The sequence below is a fragment of the Streptomyces sp. AA4 genome (assembly GCF_000158875.1).
Taxonomy (GTDB): Bacteria; Actinomycetota; Actinomycetes; order Mycobacteriales; family Pseudonocardiaceae; genus Amycolatopsis.
In genome coordinates this window covers 3,250,406-3,269,166 of record NZ_GG657746.1, presented here as the reverse complement: position 1 = coordinate 3,269,166, position 18,761 = coordinate 3,250,406, and the positions used below count along the sequence as shown (strand labels likewise).

General features: G+C 70.7%; 19 protein-coding genes and 1 pseudogene. 14 read left to right on the top strand and 6 right to left on the bottom strand.

The window, feature by feature from the left end; all coding sequences use genetic code 11:
• Window positions 1-220, top strand: a pseudogene (locus SSMG_RS15270) (hypothetical protein); the annotation flags it as partial.
• 95 nt (window positions 221-315) lie between these two features.
• Here the strand turns inward: SSMG_RS15270 and SSMG_RS45375 are convergent.
• On the bottom strand, window positions 316-531 hold the full coding sequence (locus tag SSMG_RS45375; protein WP_158688035.1) for a hypothetical protein: 216 nt from the start codon (window positions 529-531) through the stop codon (window positions 316-318).
• 138 nt (window positions 532-669) lie between these two features.
• Between SSMG_RS45375 and SSMG_RS15265 the strand changes: the two genes are divergently transcribed.
• The 3 genes from SSMG_RS15265 to SSMG_RS15255 are packed head-to-tail and all read left to right on the top strand — an operon-like array spanning window position 670 to window position 2,746.
• On the top strand, window positions 670-1,005 hold the full coding sequence (locus SSMG_RS15265; RefSeq protein ID WP_009077236.1) for a DUF3040 domain-containing protein: 336 nt from the start codon (window positions 670-672) through the stop codon (window positions 1,003-1,005).
• Entirely contained in the window at window positions 990-2,120 is a 1,131-nt protein-coding gene (locus tag SSMG_RS15260) for an SDR family oxidoreductase (RefSeq protein WP_009077234.1), read from the top strand. Before SSMG_RS15265 ends, SSMG_RS15260 begins: the two co-directional genes overlap by 16 nt.
• Entirely contained in the window at window positions 2,117-2,746 is a 630-nt protein-coding gene (locus tag SSMG_RS15255) for a phosphoribosyltransferase (protein WP_009077232.1), read from the top strand. Before SSMG_RS15260 ends, SSMG_RS15255 begins: the two co-directional genes overlap by 4 nt.
• On the opposite strand, the gene SSMG_RS15250 is transcribed toward SSMG_RS15255, so the two are convergent.
• On the bottom strand, window positions 2,747-3,742 hold the full coding sequence (locus tag SSMG_RS15250) for an inorganic phosphate transporter (protein WP_009077230.1): 996 nt from the start codon (window positions 3,740-3,742) through the stop codon (window positions 2,747-2,749).
• On the bottom strand, window positions 3,743-4,357 hold the full coding sequence (locus SSMG_RS15245; RefSeq protein WP_009077228.1) for a DUF47 domain-containing protein: 615 nt from the start codon (window positions 4,355-4,357) through the stop codon (window positions 3,743-3,745). It abuts the gene before it with no gap.
• Between the two features lie 100 nt (window positions 4,358-4,457).
• Here SSMG_RS15245 and SSMG_RS15240 point away from each other — a divergent pair, with 100 nt between their 5' ends.
• Window positions 4,458-5,399: a Ku protein gene (locus SSMG_RS15240; protein ID WP_009077226.1), complete on the top strand. Its 942-nt coding sequence runs from the start codon at window positions 4,458-4,460 to the stop codon at window positions 5,397-5,399.
• A gap of 3 nt (window positions 5,400-5,402) precedes the next feature.
• Here the strand turns inward: SSMG_RS15240 and SSMG_RS15235 are convergent, their stop codons facing one another.
• Entirely contained in the window at window positions 5,403-7,355 is a 1,953-nt protein-coding gene (locus SSMG_RS15235) for an aconitate hydratase (RefSeq protein WP_009077225.1), read from the bottom strand.
• A 98-nt stretch (window positions 7,356-7,453) separates the two neighbouring features.
• On the opposite strand from SSMG_RS15235, the gene SSMG_RS15230 reads away from it, so the two are divergent.
• The 5 genes from SSMG_RS15230 to SSMG_RS15210 are packed head-to-tail and all read left to right on the top strand — an operon-like array spanning window position 7,454 to window position 15,515.
• Complete coding sequence (locus SSMG_RS15230) at window positions 7,454-7,789, top strand: hypothetical protein (RefSeq protein ID WP_009077224.1); 336 nt, start codon at window positions 7,454-7,456, stop codon at window positions 7,787-7,789.
• Window positions 7,790-7,799: 10 nt separating this feature from the next.
• Window positions 7,800-9,611 carry a glycoside hydrolase family 15 protein gene (locus tag SSMG_RS15225; protein WP_009077222.1) on the top strand — a complete coding sequence of 604 codons (1,812 nt, stop codon included), beginning with the start codon at window positions 7,800-7,802 and terminating at the stop codon, window positions 9,609-9,611.
• A 53-nt stretch (window positions 9,612-9,664) separates the two neighbouring features.
• A complete protein-coding gene (locus tag SSMG_RS15220; protein WP_009077220.1) occupies window positions 9,665-11,458 on the top strand; it encodes a thiamine pyrophosphate-requiring protein in 1,794 nt (597 codons plus the stop codon).
• Window positions 11,455-12,567, top strand: a complete 1,113-nt coding sequence (locus SSMG_RS15215) for an enolase C-terminal domain-like protein (protein ID WP_009077218.1) — start codon at window positions 11,455-11,457, stop codon at window positions 12,565-12,567. Before SSMG_RS15220 ends, SSMG_RS15215 begins: the two co-directional genes overlap by 4 nt.
• Window positions 12,564-15,515, top strand: a complete 2,952-nt coding sequence (locus SSMG_RS15210; protein WP_037713749.1) for an FAD-binding and (Fe-S)-binding domain-containing protein — start codon at window positions 12,564-12,566, stop codon at window positions 15,513-15,515. Before SSMG_RS15215 ends, SSMG_RS15210 begins: the two co-directional genes overlap by 4 nt.
• A gap of 63 nt (window positions 15,516-15,578) precedes the next feature.
• Here the strand turns inward: SSMG_RS15210 and SSMG_RS15205 are convergent, their stop codons facing one another.
• Both SSMG_RS15205 and SSMG_RS15200 read right to left on the bottom strand, forming a co-directional pair.
• Window positions 15,579-16,436 (bottom strand): SDR family oxidoreductase, encoded by an 858-nt coding sequence (locus tag SSMG_RS15205; protein ID WP_009077215.1) that lies wholly within the window; start codon window positions 16,434-16,436, stop codon window positions 15,579-15,581.
• 180 nt (window positions 16,437-16,616) lie between these two features.
• Complete coding sequence (locus tag SSMG_RS15200; RefSeq protein ID WP_009077214.1) at window positions 16,617-17,036, bottom strand: CBS domain-containing protein; 420 nt, start codon at window positions 17,034-17,036, stop codon at window positions 16,617-16,619.
• Between the two features lie 119 nt (window positions 17,037-17,155).
• Between SSMG_RS15200 and SSMG_RS15195 the strand changes: the two genes are divergently transcribed.
• Genes SSMG_RS15195 through SSMG_RS15180 form a run of 4 tightly spaced genes read left to right on the top strand, consistent with a single transcriptional unit; the run spans window position 17,156 to window position 18,759 of the window.
• Window positions 17,156-17,704: a hypothetical protein gene (locus tag SSMG_RS15195; protein ID WP_009077212.1), complete on the top strand. Its 549-nt coding sequence runs from the start codon at window positions 17,156-17,158 to the stop codon at window positions 17,702-17,704.
• 53 nt (window positions 17,705-17,757) lie between these two features.
• Window positions 17,758-18,186 (top strand): phage holin family protein, encoded by a 429-nt coding sequence (locus SSMG_RS15190; protein ID WP_037713747.1) that lies wholly within the window; start codon window positions 17,758-17,760, stop codon window positions 18,184-18,186.
• Window positions 18,167-18,487, top strand: a complete 321-nt coding sequence (locus SSMG_RS15185; RefSeq protein ID WP_009077208.1) for a DUF3618 domain-containing protein — start codon at window positions 18,167-18,169, stop codon at window positions 18,485-18,487. Before SSMG_RS15190 ends, SSMG_RS15185 begins: the two co-directional genes overlap by 20 nt.
• Entirely contained in the window at window positions 18,481-18,759 is a 279-nt protein-coding gene (locus SSMG_RS15180) for a DUF3040 domain-containing protein (RefSeq protein ID WP_009077206.1), read from the top strand. The genes SSMG_RS15185 and SSMG_RS15180 overlap by 7 nt, the downstream gene beginning before the upstream one ends.
• The last annotated feature ends 2 nt before the right edge of the window (window positions 18,760-18,761 follow it).

Sequence of the window (18,761 nt, the reverse complement as noted above, 5' to 3'; positions counted from 1 at the left end):
GGAGGACCACTTCCTGCCGCTCGAACTGGGCGGTGCGCCGCGGGACCCGAAGAACCTCTGGCCCGAACCGCACGACGGCGACCAGAATTCCTACACCAAGGACTCCGTCGAAAACGCGGTCAAGAAGGCGGTCTGCGCGGGGAAGGCCACCCTCGCCGACGCGCAGCACGCCATGCTGACGAACTGGACCACCGCGGAGTCCGTGCTCGGCATCGAGTAAGCGGAGGTCCGTTCACCGCGCCCCGTGACGTACGTGAAGGGCTCCTTGCGGGAATCAGATTCCCGCAAGGAGCCCTTCACGGACTCCGCGGCGGATCAGCCTTCAGGCGGCCGCGAAAGCATGGCCAGCCGGGGACGTCGCGTGTCCCCCAGCCCGGGACCCGGCCGGTGGGCACGGCATACCGTGCACACGACCGCGTGGCTGACCGGCGTCCCGTCCTCCTGGACCAGCCGTCCCACGTGCACCGCCTCGCGCCCGCACTGTCCACACGGGACAGTCGCGCTTTCCGGGTCCACCAGCAGCCTGCTCATTGATGTGCTCCCTCCGGTGAGTGCGCCTCGCCCGCCCGGTTACCCGCCGGGTTCCCGGGCAAACCGGACGCTTCCGCGGTTCCGGTTTGGCCTGGCCGGAAGCGGGTAAGCCGTCGGTCAGGCGGAAGGGAGCAGGCGATGGCCGCGCACCGGCAGCCGGATCCCCACCGGGCGCTGCGGTCGATGGAACGAGAGCTTCTCGCCACCGGCGCGCTGTGGGTCCGGCGCGCCTTCGGGCAGACGGCGTGGCCGCTGCGCCGGGCGTGGCCGGTGGCGTGCTGGGCCCTCACCGCGCTCGCGGCGGGCCTGGTCGTCTGCGGGATCGTCTTTCCGCCGGAGGTGCCGCTCGCGCTGCTCGGCTTCGTGCTGGCGGCGATCGCGGTGTGCGGGCACGTCGCCCGCCAGGAGTGTCTGCGTCCGCCGACCCGCCGGACTCCTGGTCCGGGGAAAGGATTTCCATGCCGCCCGTCGTAGTCGTCACCGGGGCCAGCGCCGGAGTGGGCCGGGCCGTCGCCCGCGCTTACGGGAGCCGCGGCGCGAAAGTCGCCTTGCTCGCGCGGGGCGAAAAGGGACTCGCCGCCGCGGCGGAAGACGTCCGGGAAGCCGGGGGCACGCCGCTGGAGCTGCCGACGGACGTGGCCGATTTCGACCAGGTCGACGCCGCCGCGTCCCGCGCCGAGGAGGAACTCGGGCCGATCGACGTCTGGGTGAACGTCGCGTTCAGCTCGGTGTTCGCCCCGTTCACCGAGGTCAAACCCGACGAGTACCGCCGGGTCACCGAGGTCGCCTACCTCGGTTTCGTGCACGGCACGATGGCCGCTCTCGCCCGGATGAAGCCGCGGGACGCGGGCACGATCGTCCAGGTCGGCTCGGCCCTCGCGTATCGCGGAATCCCGCTGCAGAGCGCGTATTGCGGGGCCAAGCACGCCATTCAGGGCTTCAACGAAGCGCTGCGCTGCGAACTTCTGCACGAGCACAGCGGCGTCCGCACGACCATGGTGCAACTGCCCGCGGTCAACACGCCGCAGTTCACCTGGCTGCTGTCGCGGCTGCCGGAGCACGCCCAGCCGGTCCCGCCGATCTACCAGCCCGAACTCGCCGCCCGCGCGGTGCTGCACGCCGCCGACCACCCGCGCCGCCGCGAGTACTGGGTCGGCACGAGCACCGCCGCGACGCTGCTGGCCAACGCCGTCGCGCCCGGGCTGCTCGACCGGTACCTCGCCCGCACCGGCTTCGGCGCGCAGCAGACGGGGCAGCCGCAGCGGCCGAGCCAGCCCGCGAACCTGTGGGAACCGGCGGACGGCCCGCGCGGGTACGACTACGGCGCGCACGGAGAGTTCGATCAGCAGGCGAAAGCGCACGACGTCCAGCCGGTGCTGAGCCGCCATCACGGCGCGGTGGCGGCCGGAGCGACCGCGGCCGCGCTGGCCGCCGCGCAGCTGCTGCGCCGCACGAAGAAGTCCACAAAGGACCCTCGGTCCGCGGAGAAAGACCATTCCCCGCTCAGCCGCTATACCGGTGCCGTAGCTGCCGGTTTGCCCGTCGCCAGCAAGGTATTGAGCCGCGTCCTCAAGAAGCGCCGCAGGTGAGACCGTTCCGGAACCGTGCCGACGCGGGCACCCAGATCGCCGCCGCCTTGGCCAGGCGCGAATGGACGGATCCGGTGGTCTACGGGCTCGCCCGCGGCGGGCTTCCGGTCGCCGCGCCCGTGGCCGAAGAACTGCACGCGCCGCTGGAACTCCTGGTCGCCCGCAAGATCGGCGCCCCGGGACAGCCGGAACTCGGGCTCGGCGCCGTCGCGGCGGACGGGCCGCCGTACTTCGACCGCGCCGGGCTCCGAGCGCTCAGGCTGACGCCGGAGGACGTCGCCCGCCAGGTCGACCACGCCCGCACCGAGGCGCGCGACCAGGTCCGCCGGTACCTGGGCAGCCGAGTCCCGCACTCCCCGGCGGGCCACGACGTCGTGGTGGTCGACGACGGCGTGGCCACCGGGGGGACCGCGATCGCCGCGCTGAGAGCCCTTCGCTCGCACGCACCGCTGCGGCTGCTCTTCGCCGCCCCCGTCGGCGCGCCGTCCGCATTGGACAAGCTCGCCCGCGAGGCCGACGAGGTCGTCTGTCTCCGCGAACCAGAGGATTTCCGCGCCGTCGGCGAGTTCTACGCGGATTTCAGCCCGACCAGCGACGCGGAAGTTCTCGCCCTCGTGCCCAGGTGATCAGCCGAACGCCGACAGAAGCCAGAAGACCAGCGCCGCGACCCCCGCCGCGGCCGGGAACGTCAGCACCCAGCCCAGCACGATGTCCCGCGCGATCCCCCACCGCACCGCCGAAAGCCGCCGCGTCGCGCCCACGCCCATCACCGCGGCGGTGATGACGTGCGTGGTCGAGATCGGGGCCTTCACGGCAAAAGCGGTCAAGTACAGCACCGAAGCCCCGACCGATTCCGCGACGAACCCGTGCGGCGGATCGAGCGGAAAAACCCGGCGGCCGAGCGTTCGCATGATCCGCATGCCGCCCGAGCAGGTGCCGAGCGACAGCGCCCCGGCGCAGACCAGCGTCACCCACAGCGGCACCGAGAACGTGTCCTGTTTGCCCGCCGCGATCAGCGCCAGGACGAGCACGCCCATCCCCTTCTGCGCGTCCTGCAAACCGTGTCCGAGCGCGAGCGCCGAGGCCGACACGATCTGCATCCGGCGGAAGACCCGGCCGCTGCGGTGCGGATTCGCCCGGCGCAGCAGCCACAGCACCGCCACCATCGCCGCGTAGCCGAGCACCAGCCCGAGCAGCGGCGACGCGACCATCGGCACCAGCACCTTCTCCACGATGCCGGTCCAGTGCACCGTGCTCGCCGCGGCCAGCGCGGCCCCGACCATGCCGCCGATCAGCGAATGCGACGACGAGGACGGCAGCCCGAAATACCAGGTCACGAGGTTCCACGCGATCGCGCCGACCAGCGCGGCGAGCACCACGGTCAGCGCGCCCGGACCGGCCGGGACGTCGATGATTCCTTTCGCGACGGTCGCGGCGATCCCGGTCGACAGCAGCGCTCCGGCCAGGTTCATCACCGCGGCCAGCACGAGCGCGGTGCGCAGCGGGAGCGCCCGGGTCGACACCGCGCTGGCGATCGCGTTGGCGGCGTCGTGGAAACCGTTGGTGTAGTCGAAGAAGACCGTCAGCACCACGACGGCGACCAGCGCGGCGGTGCTGTCCACTCAGGACTCCTTGACCGCGATGGTCTGCACCACGTCCGCGACGTGCTCGAAGCCGTCGGCCGCCAGTTCGAACTGCTCGACGACTTCCTTCGCCTTGAGCACCTCGAGCGCGTCGGCTCCCGGCTGGAAGAGGTCGGCGAGCATCCGCCGGTAGGTGTGGTCCGCCTCGTTCTCCAGCGCGTTGATCTCGATCCAGTACGGCGACAGCTCGCCGACCTTCGCGAGCCCCGGCATGGATTCCGCGGTCAGCTCCGCGGCGCGGCACAGCACCCGCAGCATGCCGTCGGTCCCGGGCGGGAACTTGTCGAGCCGGTACAGCACCGCGAGGTCGGCGGCGGTGTCCAGGAAGTCCAGGACGTCGTCGATCCGCGCGGCGAGCGCCTGGATGTCCTCGCGGTCGAACGGCGTGACGAACGTGCTGTTCAGCTCGACCATGATGGTGTGCGTCAGGTCGTCGCCGGCGTGTTCGACCTCGTGCAGCCGGGCCGCGATGGCCTCCCGGTCCGGAGGAGCCGCCTCGGTGAGGTCCCGCAGGAGCGCGGTGGCGGTGACGAGGTTCGCGGCCGCGTCCGCGAGCAGCTGGAAGAACTGGCTTCCGCGAGGTTTTATGCGCATCGGAGCAGAAGCTACCCCGAATCCCCCTCGCTTACACCGGCGCGGTGTGCCGAGAGCCCGTTTTGGGTACCCGCTGGGCACCAGGGAGGAAGGAGCGCCGATGCGTCCGGTGTGGCAGGGTGCGCTGTCGTTCGGGCTGGTCAACGTCCCGGTGCGGATGTACAAGGCGGTCGAGGACCACGCCGTGCACTTCACGCAGTTCCAGCGCGGGACGCGGGACCGCATCCGCTACCGGCGGGTCAACGAGCGGACCGGCGACGAGGTGCCCTACGACGACATCGTCCGCGGCCGGGAGGTCGGCGACGACGAGTACGTGCTGGTCGAGCAGGAGGAACTCGACGAGATCGCGCCGGGCCGGTCGCGGTCGCTCGAGGTGGAGAGCTTCGTGGACCTCGAGGAAGTCGACCCGATGTACTTCGACCGCGCCTACTGGCTCGCGCCCGCCAAGGAGGAAGCGCAGCGCCCGTACGTGCTGCTGCTCGACGCGCTCGCCCGCCGCGACAAGGCAGCCGTGGCGAAGTTCGTCTTCCACGGCCGCGAACACCTCGCGCTCGCCCGCGCCGGCGACGGCGTGATCGTGCTCAACACGCTGCATTACGCCGCCGAGATGCGCAGCGCGGACGACGTGCCGCAGCTGCCGGCCAAGGCCAAGACCAACCAGAAGGAGCTGGACCTCGCGGTCAAGCTGATCGACGCGATGTCCGAGCCGTGGAAGCCGGAGCAGTTCACCGACACCTACCGCCAGCGCGTGGACGAGCTGATCGAGGCCAAACGCGCCGGGAACACCGTCACGCCCGCCGCCGAGCCGGAGCAGCCGACGAAGGTGGTCGACCTCATGGAGGCGCTGGCCAACAGCGTGCGCAGCAGCCGCAAGCCGCGCGCCGGGGGCAAGGGCAAATCCTCGGACAGTCGCACATCGAGCGGCCCGGACCTTTCCGAGCTGTCCAAGACGGAGCTGCAGAAGCTGGCGAAGGAACGCGACGTCAAGGGGCGTTCGAAGATGTCCCGCGCCGATCTGGAGGCCGCGCTCAAGGCCTCCTGAGCCTCAGTGCAACGCTCGCGCCAGCTGCGGAATCCGCCCGCCGGCCAGCAGCACGTCCACTTGGCGCGGCGACAACTGGTGCCTCGCCCGGTACTCCTCGCCCCGGGTCTGGTTGCGCACCGTGAACTCGGCCTTCTCGGCCAGCCGGTGCAGCCCGGACACGCACAGCACGTCGTCGCGCTGGATCTTGTCGCTGTCGTCCGGGTCGGCGAACTCCAGCGGCAGCACCCCGAAGTTGACCAGGTTCTGCCAGTGGATCCGCGCGAACGACCGGGCCAGCACCACGCGCAGGCCCAGGTACCGGGCGGTGATCGCGGCGTGCTCGCGCGACGAGCCCTGGCCGTAGTTCTCCCCCGCGACCACGAAATGCTCCGGGCTGTCCGCCGCGCGCTTCGGGTAGTCCTCGTCGATCCGGGTGAACGTGAACTCGGCCAGCTTCGGGATGTTCGACCGGTACGGCAGCGCGCGGGCCCCGGCGGGCGAGATCTCGTCGGTCGACACGTCGTCTCCGGCCTTCAGCAGGACCGGGCCCTCGATCTCGTCCGGCAGCGGGTCGAAGTCCGGCAGCCCGGCGACGTTCGGGCCCTTCACCAGCTCCTCCCGCAGCGCCTCGTCCTCCGGCGGCGGAGCGGCGAAGACGCGCGGATCGGCCGCGGAACGGGCCGGTCCGGAGACGCGCGGGTGCGCGAGATGGTGGACGGCGGCGTAATCGCGCGGATCGGTCAGCACGCCGGTCAGCGCCGACACCGCCGCGGTCTCCGGCGAACACAGCCAGACCGCGTCGTCCGCGGTGCCGGAGCGGCCGGGGAAGTTCCGCGGGAACGTGCGCAGCGAGTTCGTGCCGGGCGCGGGCGCCTGGCCCATCCCGATGCAGCCGAGGCAGCCCGCCTGGTGCACGCGGGCCCCGGCGGCGACGAGGTCGGTGAGGTGCCCGCTGCGGGCCAGTTCGACGAGGATCTGCCGCGACGTCGGGTTGACGTCGAAGCTGACCGAATCGGCGGTCTGCCTGCCCCGGACGGTGGCCGCGGCGACGGCGAAGTCCCGGAACCCGGGGTTGGCCGACGAGCCGATGACGACCTGCCCCACCGGCGTCCCGGACACCTCGCGCACCGGGACGACGTTGCCCGGCGACGACGGTTTTGCCACCAATGGCTCCACAGTGGACAGATCGATCTCGTCCTCGATGTCGTACGAAGCCTCGCGTCCGGCGCGCAGGTCGCGGAAGTCGTGCTCGCGCCCCTCCGCCCGCAGGAACGCGCGGATCGCCTCGTCGGCGGGGAACACCGTCGCGGTCGCGCCCAGCTCGGCGCCCATGTTCGCGATCACGTGCCGGTCCATCGCGCTCAAGCACGCGAGCCCCGGGCCGTGGTACTCGATGATCCGGTGCCGTCCGCCGCTCACGCCGTGCCGCCGCAGCATCTCCAGCACGACGTCCTTCGCCGACACCCACGGCGGCAGCTCGTTCTCCAGCCGGACGCCCCAGATCTCCGGCATCCGCAGGTAGAGCGGCTCCCCGGCGATGGCCAGCGCCACTTCGAGGCCCCCGACGCCGACGGCGAGCATGCCCAGCGCCCCCGCCGCACACGTGTGCGAATCGGATCCGGCGAGGCTCTTGCCGGGCACGCCGAACCGCTCCATGTGCGTCGGATGCGACACCCCGTTGCCCGGTTTGGAGAACCACAGCCCGAACCGGCGGCACGCCGAACGCAGGTACGCGTGGTCCTCGGCGTTCTTCTCGTCCGCCTGCAGCAGGTTGTGGTCGACGTACTGGACGCTCAGCTCGGTCCGCGCGCGGTCGAGCCCGAGCGCCTCGAGCTCCTGCATCACGAGCGTGCCCGTGGCGTCCTGGGTCAGCGTCTGGTCGACCCGCAGGCCGATTTCGGTTCCTGGTTCCAGCCGGCCGGCGACCAGGTGCTCGGCCAGCAGCCGCCCGGCGAGAGTCTGTTCGCGTCCCACTCGCGAACGAGTACCCGTTTCCCGCGCGCCGAACCGCGATGTTTCCGCCCCGTCCGCGCGGGCAACCCGGGGATCAAGAACGGCGGAAGGAGACTGGGATGCCGCAGCAGGCTTGGAGTTCGAAACGCGAACGGCAGTACCAGCACATCGAGGAGTCGCAGGAAGAGCGCGGCGCGAGCAAGAAGCGCGCGAAGGAGATCGCCGCCCGCACGGTGAACAAGAACCGGGCGCAGTCGGGCGAATCGGACCGCGCGAGCAAGTCCTCGGTGCAGGACAAGTCCCCGCAGCAGCGCGGCGGGCACCGTTCCGGCAAGCGGCTCGGCCCCGGCGGCCCGACGCGCGACCAGCTGTACAACGAGGCCAAGAAACGCAATATCCACGGCCGGTCCACGATGACCAAGAAGGAACTGGCGAAAGCGCTCGGCCGGGACTGACTCCGTCGCGATGAACCAGCGCCCGATGGAGGATTACGCCCTGCTCGGCGACCTGCACACCGCGGCGTTGGTCTCGCGGGAAGGTGCGGTCGAGTGGCTGTGCCTGCCGCGGTTCGACTCCCCCGCGTGCTTCGCCGCGCTGCTGCACGACGAACGCGCGGGGGTCTGGCAGCTCGCGCCCGCGGACGGCGGACCGGCGACGCGCCGCGGCTACGTCGGCGATTCCCTGATTCTCTCCAGCGAATGGGAAACCGCCGACGGGGTTGTCCGCGTGCTCGACTTCATGCCGCCGCGCGACGGGGCGGCCGATCTCGTCCGCATCGTCGAAGGCGTGCGCGGCCGGGTCCGGATGCGGACCTGCCTGCGGCCGCGGTTCGACTACGGGTCGGTGCGGCCGTGGATCCGGCACATCGACGGGCGGTTCGACGCGGTCGCCGGCCCGGACGCGGTCCGGCTGACCACTCCGGTCGAAGTGTCCGCCGAGGGGTCGGCCGAATTCACCGTCGCCGAGGGCGAGCGGGTGCCGTTCGTCCTGACCTACCACGCCTCCTACCACGAACGGCCCGAGCCGGCGGACCCGGAGAAAGCGCTGGCGCACACCGAGCGCTTCTGGGCGGACTGGATCGGCCGCTGCCAGTACGACGGCCGATGGCCGGACGCGGTGCGCCGCGCGCTGATCACCCTGAAAGCGCTCACGTACGAGCCGACCGGCGGCATTCTCGCCGCGCCGACGACGTCGCTGCCCGAACAGCTCGGCGGCGAACGCAACTGGGATTACCGCTACTGCTGGCTGCGCGACGCCACCTTCACCCTGCAGGCACTCGTCGGCACTGGCTATCCGGACGAGGCGCGCGCGTGGCGCGAATGGCTCGTCCGCGCGGCCGCCGGCGATCCGGCCGAACTCCAGGTCCTTTACGGACTCGACGGTTCCCGCCGCGTTCCGGAGTCCACAGTGGACTGGCTGGACGGATACGCCGGTTCCGCCCCGGTGCGCATCGGCAACGCCGCCGCGGGCCAGCTCCAGCTCGACGTCTGGGGCGAAGCGCTCGACGGCCTGCACCTCGTCCGCGAAGCCGGGCTTCCGGTGACGCATCCGGCGTGGGACCTGCAACGCGGGCTGCTCGATTTCCTCGAAGGCCATTGGGACGAACCCGACCGCAGCCTGTGGGAAATACGCGGCGAACCGCAACATTTCGTGCATTCCAAGGTAATGGCGTGGGCGGGCATCGACCGAGCCGTCCGCACCGTCGAACGCCATCGCCTCGACGGGCCGGTGGACCGCTGGCGCGCCCTGCGCGACCGCATTCACGAGGAAGTCTGCCGCAAGGGTTTCGACGCCGGCCGCAACACGTTCACCCAGTTCTACGGCTCTCGCGGCCTCGACGCGGCTTTGCTGCTCATCCCCCGCGTCGGCTTCCTTCCCGGAAGCGACCCGCGGGTGCGCGGAACCGTCGACGCGGTGCGGAACGAGCTGTCGCGAGACGGTTTCGTCCACCGTTTCGACCCGGACGCCGACTCCGATCCCAGCGAATTGCAGGGCGGCGAAGGCGCGTTCCTGCCGTGCAGTTTCTGGCTCGCCGACGCCTTGCACGGCACCGGCCGGACCGACGAAGCCATCGAGGTTTTCGAGCGGATGCTGGAGGTGCGCAACGACGTCGGACTGCTGAGCGAGGAATACGACGTGGCCGCCGGACGCCAGCTCGGGAACATGCCGCAGGCCTTCACCATGGTCGGGCTCGTCAACACCGCGCGCCATCTCGACGGCGCGGAAACCACCACCAACGCGACCGGACCCGAACAGAGGCTGCGGTGCCACGTGTAACGCCCCCGGACGCCGGGTAGCCGGGGAGGACTCAACGCACGGGAGGACTTGTCATGACCGAGACCGTCGGCGACTACCTGCTTTCGCGACTGCGTGACTGGGGCGTGGAACAGGTGTTCGCGTACCCCGGGGACGGGATCAACGGTCTCGTCGCCTCCTTCGGCAAGGCGGACAACCAGCCGCGCTTCGTCCAGGCCCGGCACGAGGAGATGGCCGCGTTCTCCGCGGTCGGCTACGCGAAGTTCAGCGGGGCCGTCGGCGTGTGCATGGCGACGTCCGGGCCGGGCGCGATCCACCTGCTGAACGGGCTTTACGACGCGAAACTCGACCACGTGCCGGTCGTCGCGATCGTCGGGCAGACCGCGCGCACCGCGATGGGCGGCAGCTACCAGCAGGAAGTCGAACTCCAGGCGCTGTACCGGGATGTCGCGAACGAGTACTGCATCGAGGTGAACGTCGCCGAGCAGCTGCCCAACGCGCTCGACCGCGCGTTCCGCGTCGCGCAGGCCTCCCGCACGCCGACCGCGCTGATCATCCCCGCGGACCTGCAGGAAGAGCCGTACGAGCCGCCGCAGCACGCGTTCAAGATGATGCCGTCGAGCCCGCCCGGGACCGCGTGGCCGAATCCGGTGCCGCCCGAACCCGCGATCAGCGAGGCGGCCGACGTGCTCAACGCCGGCGAGAAGGTCGCGATACTCGTCGGACAGGGGGCCCGGCGCGCCGCCGACGAGGTGCAGCAGGTCGCCGACCTTACCGGGGCCGGAGTGGCGAAAGCCTTGCTGGGCAAGGACGTTCTCCCCGACGACCTGCCGTACGTGACCGGCGCGATCGGGTTGCTCGGCACCCGGCCGAGCTACGAGATGATGCGCGACTGCGACACGTTGCTGATCGTCGGCTCCAATTTCCCGTACAGCCAGTTCCTGCCGGAGTTCGGCCAGGCCCGCGCGGTGCAGATCGACCTCGACGGCCGGTTCATCGGCATGCGCTACCCCACCGAGGTCAACCTCGTCGGCGACGCCGCGGCGACCCTGCGCGCGCTGCTGCCGAAGCTGAACCGGAACGAAAACCGGTCGTGGCGCGAGAAAATCGAGAAGAACGTCGCCGACTGGTGGACGACGATGGACCAGCAGGCCGGGGTCGACGCCAAACCGGTCAATCCGATGCGGATCGTGCACGAGCTGTCGAAGCAGATCCCGGGCAACGCGATGGTCACCGCCGATTCCGGCTCGTCGACCAACTGGTACGCGCGCAATCTCCGGATCCGCGAAGGGATCCGCAGCACGCTGTCGGGCACGCTCGCGACGATGGGCCCCGGCGTGCCGTACGCGATCGGCGCGAAGTTCGCGCATCCCGACCGGCCGGCGATCGCGCTCGTCGGCGACGGCGCGATGCAGATGAACGGGATGGCCGAGCTGATCACCATCGCCCGCTACCACGGGTTGTGGACGGATCCGCGGTGCATCGTCTGCGTGTTCCACAACAACGACCTCAACCAGGTCACGTGGGAGCTGCGCGCGATGGGCGGCGCGCCGAAGTTCGAGGAGTCGCAATCGCTGCCGGACGTCGACTACGCCGGGTTCGCGCGCAGTGTCGGCCTCGAAGGCGTGAACGTCGACGACCCGGGCGATCTCGCTTCGGCCTGGCGGACCGCGTTCGCCGCGGACCGGCCGACGGTGCTGGACGTGCGCTGCGACGCCGAGGTCCCGCCGATTCCGCCGCACGCGACGTTCGAGCAGATGAAATCGGTGACCGAGTCCGTGCTCAAGGGCGATCCCGAAGCGTTCCACCTGATGTTCCAGGGTGCGAAGACGAAGCTGCAGGAGTTCCTGCCCGGACGGTCGCGGTGACCGTCGCCGCCCCGCACATCGAACGGATCGACGCGCGCGCCTACCGGGTGCCGACTCCTTCGCCGGAGGCCGACGGCACGCTCTCCTGGGACTCCACCACGCTGGTGGTGGCCCGGGTGCGGGCCGGCGGCGCCGACGGACTCGGCTGGACGTACGCCGATTTCTCCTGTGTCCCGCTGATCGAAGGCAAACTGGCCGCCGCAGTCGAGGGCAAACCGGTCCTGGACCCGCCCGCGTGCTGGATCGCGATGCAGCACGCGATCCGGAACCTCGGCCGCGCCGGACTGGTCTCTTGTGCACTGTCCGCTGTGGACATCGCGATCTGGGACGCCGCCGCGCGATTGCTCGATCTTCCGCTGAGCCGCCTGCTCGGCCGGGTGCACGACGAGGTCGACGTCTACGGCAGCGGCGGATTCACCTCGCAGGACGACGACGAACTGGTCGCGCAGCTGGACCATTGGGTCCGCGAACAGCGCATTCCCCGGGTGAAGATCAAGATCGGCGAGTCGTGGGGGTCCGCGGTCGCCCGCGACATCGGCCGGGTCCGGCTGGCACGCGAGACGATCGGGGACGACGCCGCGCTGTACGTGGACGCGAACGGCGGCTATTCGGTCGGCCGGGCCCGCCGGATCGCGGACACGTTGCGGGAGTTCGGCGTGACGTGGTTCGAGGAGCCGGTGTCCAGCGACGACCTGCCCGGACTTGCGCAGCTGCGCACGCCGGACGGACCGGACATCGCCGCCGGCGAGTACGGCTACGACCTGCCGTACTTCGCCCGGATGCTGCCCTCCGTCGACTGCATCCAGGTCGATGTGACTCGCTGCGGCGGGTACACGGAATGGCGTCGCGTCGCCGCGCTGGCCGCCGCGGCGAACCGGGAGGTTTCCGCGCACTGCGCGCCGAATCTGTCCGCGCACGCGGCGGCGGCGACCCCGAACTTCCGGCACATCGAATGGTTCGCCGATCACGACCGGATCGAACGGGAACTGTTCTACGGCGGCCTCGACCCGAGCGGCGGCCGGGTCGCCCCGTCGATGTCCACCGCCGGGCACGGGCTGCGCCTGCACGCCGACGCCGCGGCCGAATATGCGGTCAAGGAGGGCCGATGAGCACCGCTGAACTCCCCAATCCCGTGGTTCGCGTGCCGGAACCGGCCGAAATCGACGCCGAAGCCCTCGCCGCGGCTTTGCGCGAGCGGATCGAGGGCGAGGTCCGCTTCGACGACGGCAGCCGCGCCGCCTACTCCACCGACGCGTCCAATTTCCGCCAGGTCCCCATCGGCGTCGTCGTGCCGCGCTCCATCGACGACGGCGTCGAAGCACTCGCGGTAGCGTGGGAATTCGGCGCGCCGGTGCTCTCGCGCGGCGGAGGGACGAGCCTCGCGGGCCAGTGCACCAACACCGCCGTGGTGCTCGACTGGTCGAAGTACTGCTCCGAGCTGGAATCCGTCGACGCCGACAACCGAACCTGCGTCGTACAGCCGGGAATCGTTCTGGACGACCTCAACCGGCAGCTCGCCGACACCGGGCTCCGGTTCGGCCCCGAACCCGCCACGCACATGAACTGCACGCTCGGCGGCATGATCGGCAACAACTCCTGCGGCGCGACCGCCCAGCGCACCGGCAAGGTCGTGGACAACATCGTCCGCCTGGAAGTCCTGCTGGCGGACGGAACCCGGTTCTGGTGCGGCAAAACCAGCGACGCCGAGTACGCCGAAATCGAGCACCACGGAGACCGCCGCGCCGCGATCTACCGGCAGCTGCGCCGGTTGCGCGACGAGTACGCCGACGAGATCCGCCGCCGTTTCCCGGACATCCCGCGCCGCGTGTCCGGCTACAACCTCGACTCGCTGCTGCCCGAACACGGCTTCGACGTCGCGGGACTGCTGGTCGGCAGCGAATCGACGCTGGTCACCGTCCTGCGCGCGGAACTGAAGCTGGTGCCGGTGCTGCCGGAGCACGCGATGGTCGTGCTCGGCTACCCGGACATCGCGACCGCCGCCGACGCGGTGCCGGACATCCTGCCGCACGAACCGATCGCGCTCGAAGGCGTCGACCACCGGCTGCTCTACGACGAACGGCTGAAGAACCTCAACGAAAAAGCCCGCGAGGAACTGCCGCGCGGCCGGGCGTTCCTGATGGTCCAGTTCGGCGCGAAGACCCTTGCGGAGGCCGACAAACAAGCTCGCGGACTGCTCGACTCCGTCGAAGGCGCCGAGGTCGCTTTCCTCGACGATCCGGCCAAGGAAGCCGAACTCTGGCAGGTCCGGGAGGCCGGGCTGGGCGCGACCGCGCACGTCCCCGGCGAGCGCGACACCTTCGAGGGCTGGGAAGATTCCGCGGTGGCGCCGGAGAAACTCGGCGACTACCTCCGCCGGCTGGAAGCGCTGTACGAGGAATTCGGCTACGCGGACGAAACCGGGCCGAGCCTGTACGGCCACTTCGGACAGGGCTGCGTGCACACGCGGATCCCGTTCGACCTCTACACCTCGTCCGGCGTCGCGACCTACCGCAAGTTCATGGAGCGGGCCGCCGACCTGGTCGCGGAGTTCGGCGGCTCGTTTTCCGGCGAGCACGGCGACGGGCAGAGCCGCGGCGAACTGCTGCCGCGCATGTTCGGCAACGACCTGGTCACCGCTTTCGGCCAGCTGAAGGCGATCTTCGACCCCGCGGACCGGATGAATCCGGGCAAGGTCGTCGCGCCGTACGCGCTGGACGAAAACCTGCGGCTCGGCGGCTCGTGGTCCCCCGCCGAGCCGCAGGACCTCTACTTCCGCTTCCCGAACGACGGCGGCTCGTTCTCCCAGGCCGCCAACCGGTGCGTCGGCGTCGGCCGCTGCCGCCAGTCCACTTCGGACAACGGGGACGTGATGTGCCCGTCGTACCAGGTCACCGGCGAGGAGGAACACTCCACGCGCGGACGCGCCCGGTTGCTGTTCGAAATGCTCAACGGGCACCACGACAGCCCGATCTCCGACGGCTGGCGCTCCACCGAGGTCCGCGAGGCGCTCGACCTGTGCCTTTCCTGCAAGGGCTGCAAATCGGACTGTCCGGCCGATGTGGACATGGCGACCTACAAAGCGGAATTCCTCGCCCACCATTACGAAGGGCGCCCCTGGAAACGGCCGCGCTCGGACTTCAGCATGGGCTGGCTGCCGCTCGTCGCCCGGCTGGTGGGGAAAACCCGCACGGCTCGGCTGGTGAACCTGCTGACCAAAACCCGTCTCGCGACGCGGGCGGCCGGGGTCGAGGACCGGGAAATCCCCCGGTTCGCCCCGAAAACGCTGCCGCGGTGGTTCGCCCGGCATCAACCCGCCGGAACCGGCGCGCGCGGCACGGTGCTGTTGTGGCCGGACACCTTCACGTCGTACTTCCATCCGCACGTCGCCGAGGCTGCGGTGCGGGTGCTGGAAGACGCGGGGTGGCGGGTGACGCTGCCGGAACCGTCCGCGTGCTGCGGCCTGACCTGGATTTCCACTGGCCAGCTGGGAGTCGCGAAGCGGGTTCTCGCGCGTACCGTGCGGACGCTGGCCCCGCACCTTCGCGACGGCGGTCTCGTGCTCGGCCTGGAACCCAGCTGCACCGCGGTCTTCCGCTCCGACGCGGCCGAGCTGTTCCCCAGCGACCAGGACGTCCGGCGGCTTCGGGACCAGACGGTGACGCTCGCGGAGCTGCTCACCCGGCACTCCCCCGGGTACCGGCCGCCGCGGATTCCGGGGCACGCGCTCGCGCAGGTGCATTGCCACCAGCACGCGGTGCTGGGCTGGGACGCGGACCGCGAGCTGCTGGAGGCGGCCGGGGTGGACGTCGAAAAACTGGATTCCGGGTGCTGCGGTCTCGCCGGGAACTTCGGCTTCGAGCGCGGGCACCTGGAAGTCAGCAAGGCCTGCGCGGAACGGGTGCTGCTGCCCCGGGTGCGCCAGGCGGACCAGCGGACGGCCGTGCTGGCGGACGGGTTCAGCTGCCGGACCCAGCTGCACGAACTGGACAGCGGCGGGCGCGAGGGCATCCATCTCGCCGAACTGCTGGCAGCCGGTCTCGACTCGGAAGACCGCTGACCGTCCGTGAAGGGCTCCTTGAGGGAATCAGATTCCCTCAAGGAGCCCTTCACGGACGGCAACTCATCCGCCCGGCATGGTCTCCCCGCCCACCGCGGCCAGCACCTCGCCGCTGTAGTACGAAGACAGCCGGTTCGAAGCCAGGAACACATACGAGGGCGCGAGATCGTCCGGATGCGCCGCCCGCTGCATCGGGGCCTGCAATCCGAACTTCTCCACCTTCTCCGGCGGGAACGTGGACGGGATCAGCGGCGTCCACACCGGACCCGGCGCGACGCAGTTCACGCGGATTCCCCGGTCGGCCAAGGCCTGCGCCATCGCGTACGTCCACGCGTGGATCGCACCCTTGGTCGCCGAGTAGTCGATGAGGCTCTTGTTGCCGCGCAAGCCGTTCACCGAACCGGTGTTGATGATGACGTCCCCGTCGCCCAGATGCGGCAGCGCGGCGGCGGTCACCCGGAAGTAGCTGTGGAGATTCACGTCGAACGTGTGCATCCACTGCTCTTCGGTCAGGTCCTCAGGACGGTCGACCGGCCATTGCGTCGCCGCGTTGTTGACTAGGATGTCCAGTCCGTCCAATTCGGACAGAGTGCGCTCGACGATGTCCCGGCACTGTTTCGCCTCGGCGAGATCGCCGGGCAGCAGCACGCATTCCCGGCCCTCGGCGCGCACCCGGTCCGCGGTGTACTCGGCGTCCTCGTGCTCGTTGAGATAGGAGATCGCGACGTCCGCGCCCTCTTTCGCGAAGGCGATCGCCACCGCGCGGCCGATTCCGGAATCGCCGCCGGTGATCAGCGCGCGCTGTCCGGCCAGCAGGCCGCGGCCCTCGTAGTCGGCCATCGAATCGCGCGGCCGGGGGTCCATGTCGGCGGTGGTGCCCGGCGGGTCCTGCTGCTGCGGAGGTCGGATGCGGTCTGCCACGGGAATCCTCCCCGGAAAGTCGGTTCTGTTCCTTTCCGGCTACCCGCTGTGCCGCGGTTCAATCACAGAAGAGGCCGCGCAACCGTCCCCCTGCGACGGTTGCGCGGCCGTCAGCCCCCTGGCCCGCACTGCGCGTGCGCACCGGTTACCCCGGTCCGCACGCGGCAAACCCGGGGACTGTCAGTAATCGTGCGACAGGGCCTCGACCAGCACCCCGGTGTCCGGATTGGGCAGCGCACGGGCGACGTCCGCCTGTGCGACGACGCCGACCAGGTCGTGGCCGTCGATCACCGGCAGCCGGCGCACCCGGTGCTGCGACATGGTCTGCAGGATCTCGGCGACGTCGTCGTCCGCGCCGATCGTCACCGCTTCGCCCTGCGCCAGCTCGCCGGCGTGCACCGCGCGCGGGTCCTTGCCCTCGGCGATCACCTTCACGACGATGTCGCGGTCGGTCAGCATTCCCTTGAGCCGGTTGTCCTCGCCGCACACCGGCAGCGCGCCCAGCTGTTCGCGCGCCATCGTCCGCGCGGCGTCGTTCACCGTGTCGGACTCCCGCACGCAGACGGCGTTCGGAGTCATCAAATCGCGGGCAGTGGTCATGAGATCGTCTCCTTCCTCCCGGTCACTCCCCGGCTACCCACGTTCCCGGCCGTTACGCCTCCGCCAGCTGTTTCTCCTTCCCGTGCCCGGGTAACCGGAGGCGCGTGGAAGGAGCCGACATGCCCGAACCGTTCCCGTCCGACCCGGTCCGCGCGGAAGGGCCGCCGCTGGTCACGGCGGGCCGGTCCGGCGCGCCCCGGCTGGTCGTGCTCGACCCGGCCGGCGCGGCCAAACACGACGGCCTGCCCGCGACCTGGCGGCCGCTCGCCGAGGACCACGAGATCCTCTGGTACCGGATCCCGGTCGAGGGCGCGTGGCGCGAGGCCGCGGAAACCCTTGCCGCGCCGGAGGCCAGCGACCTCGTCACGAGCGGGCCGCTTGCCGCCGACGCGCTGCGGCTGGCCGCCGAGCACACCGGGTCGGTCCGGTCCGTCCTGCTCGTCGACCCGGCCGCCGAAGGCGTGCTCAGCCCCGGGGACGCCGCCGTCGCGGACGAAGCCTGGCTGGTCCGGCACGACGCCGAGATCGCCGCGCTGCGCGAGTCCGGCGTCGAAGTCGAAGTGCTCGCACACAGTTCCGACGATCCGGCCGACCAGGTGCCGAGCCCGCTGCCGCTGGGCCACGAGTGGGTGGTCGACGCGCTCCGCGAAGCCCTCGCCAGGCGGTGACCGGTTTCGCCGCTCAGGAGCCGGGTACGCCTCGAAAAGGAAGGGAGGAAGCCGTGCTGGAGGAAATGAACCGGACGCCCGCGCGCGAGAAGTCGACCGCGGACCTCGCGGCCGATCTGACCGCGTCCATCAAGCGCCTGCTCCAAGACGAATTCCGCTTGGCCATGGCCGAACTTCAGGCGAAGGGCAAGCGCTTCGGCATCGGAGCCGGGCTCGTCGGTTTCGCCGGCGTTCTGGCGCTCCTCGGCGGCGCGACCCTGATCGCCGCGGCGGTGCTCGCCCTGGCGCTGGTGCTCCCGGGCTGGCTCTCCGCCCTGATCATCGGGGGCGCGCTGCTGCTCATGGCGGGGCTCGCCGCGCTGGTCGGCGGCAAGGAAGCACGCCGCGCCGGGCCGATCGTGCCGGAGGAATCCGTCGAAAGGGTCCGCGAGGACGTCGAGACGATCAAGCACGGGGGCAGCCATGACCGATCGCAAAGTTGAGCAGGCCCGGGCGGACCGGGACGTGACGCGCGAGGAACTGGCCGAGGCGCTGGACGCGCTTTCGCAGAAGCTGGACGTCCGCACGCGGGCCGGCGAAAAGGTCGACGCGACCATAAACCGGGCCGCCGAGCAGGTCGAGAAGACCATCTCGGCACCCGCCGCGGAGAAGGTACGGGCGGGCGCGCAGGCCGTCCGGAGCAACCCGCTCCCGCTGTTCGCCGCGGTCTTCGGCGGGGTGTTCGTGCTCCGCTTCCTGATCCGCCGCCGGCACGCGCACCGGAAGCAGGGTGAGGCATGCTGACCGACCGGGAACAGCGTGCCCTGAACGAAATCGAACGCGGTTTGGCCGCCGCGGATCCGCGGCTCAGCGCCAAGCTGGCCCGCGGATCCGGGCGTCCGCACCGGAGCCGCTCCGCGCTGGAGGTGCTGGCGATCCTCACCAGCGTGGTGCTGGTCGCGACCGGAGTGTTCGACTCGCGGCCGGGCATGATCGTGGCCGGAGTGGTCGGGCTGGCGGTGCTCTTGGGCGGGCCGTTCGCGGTGCGGCACTGGAAAGCCGGGCCCGTTCGCTAGAT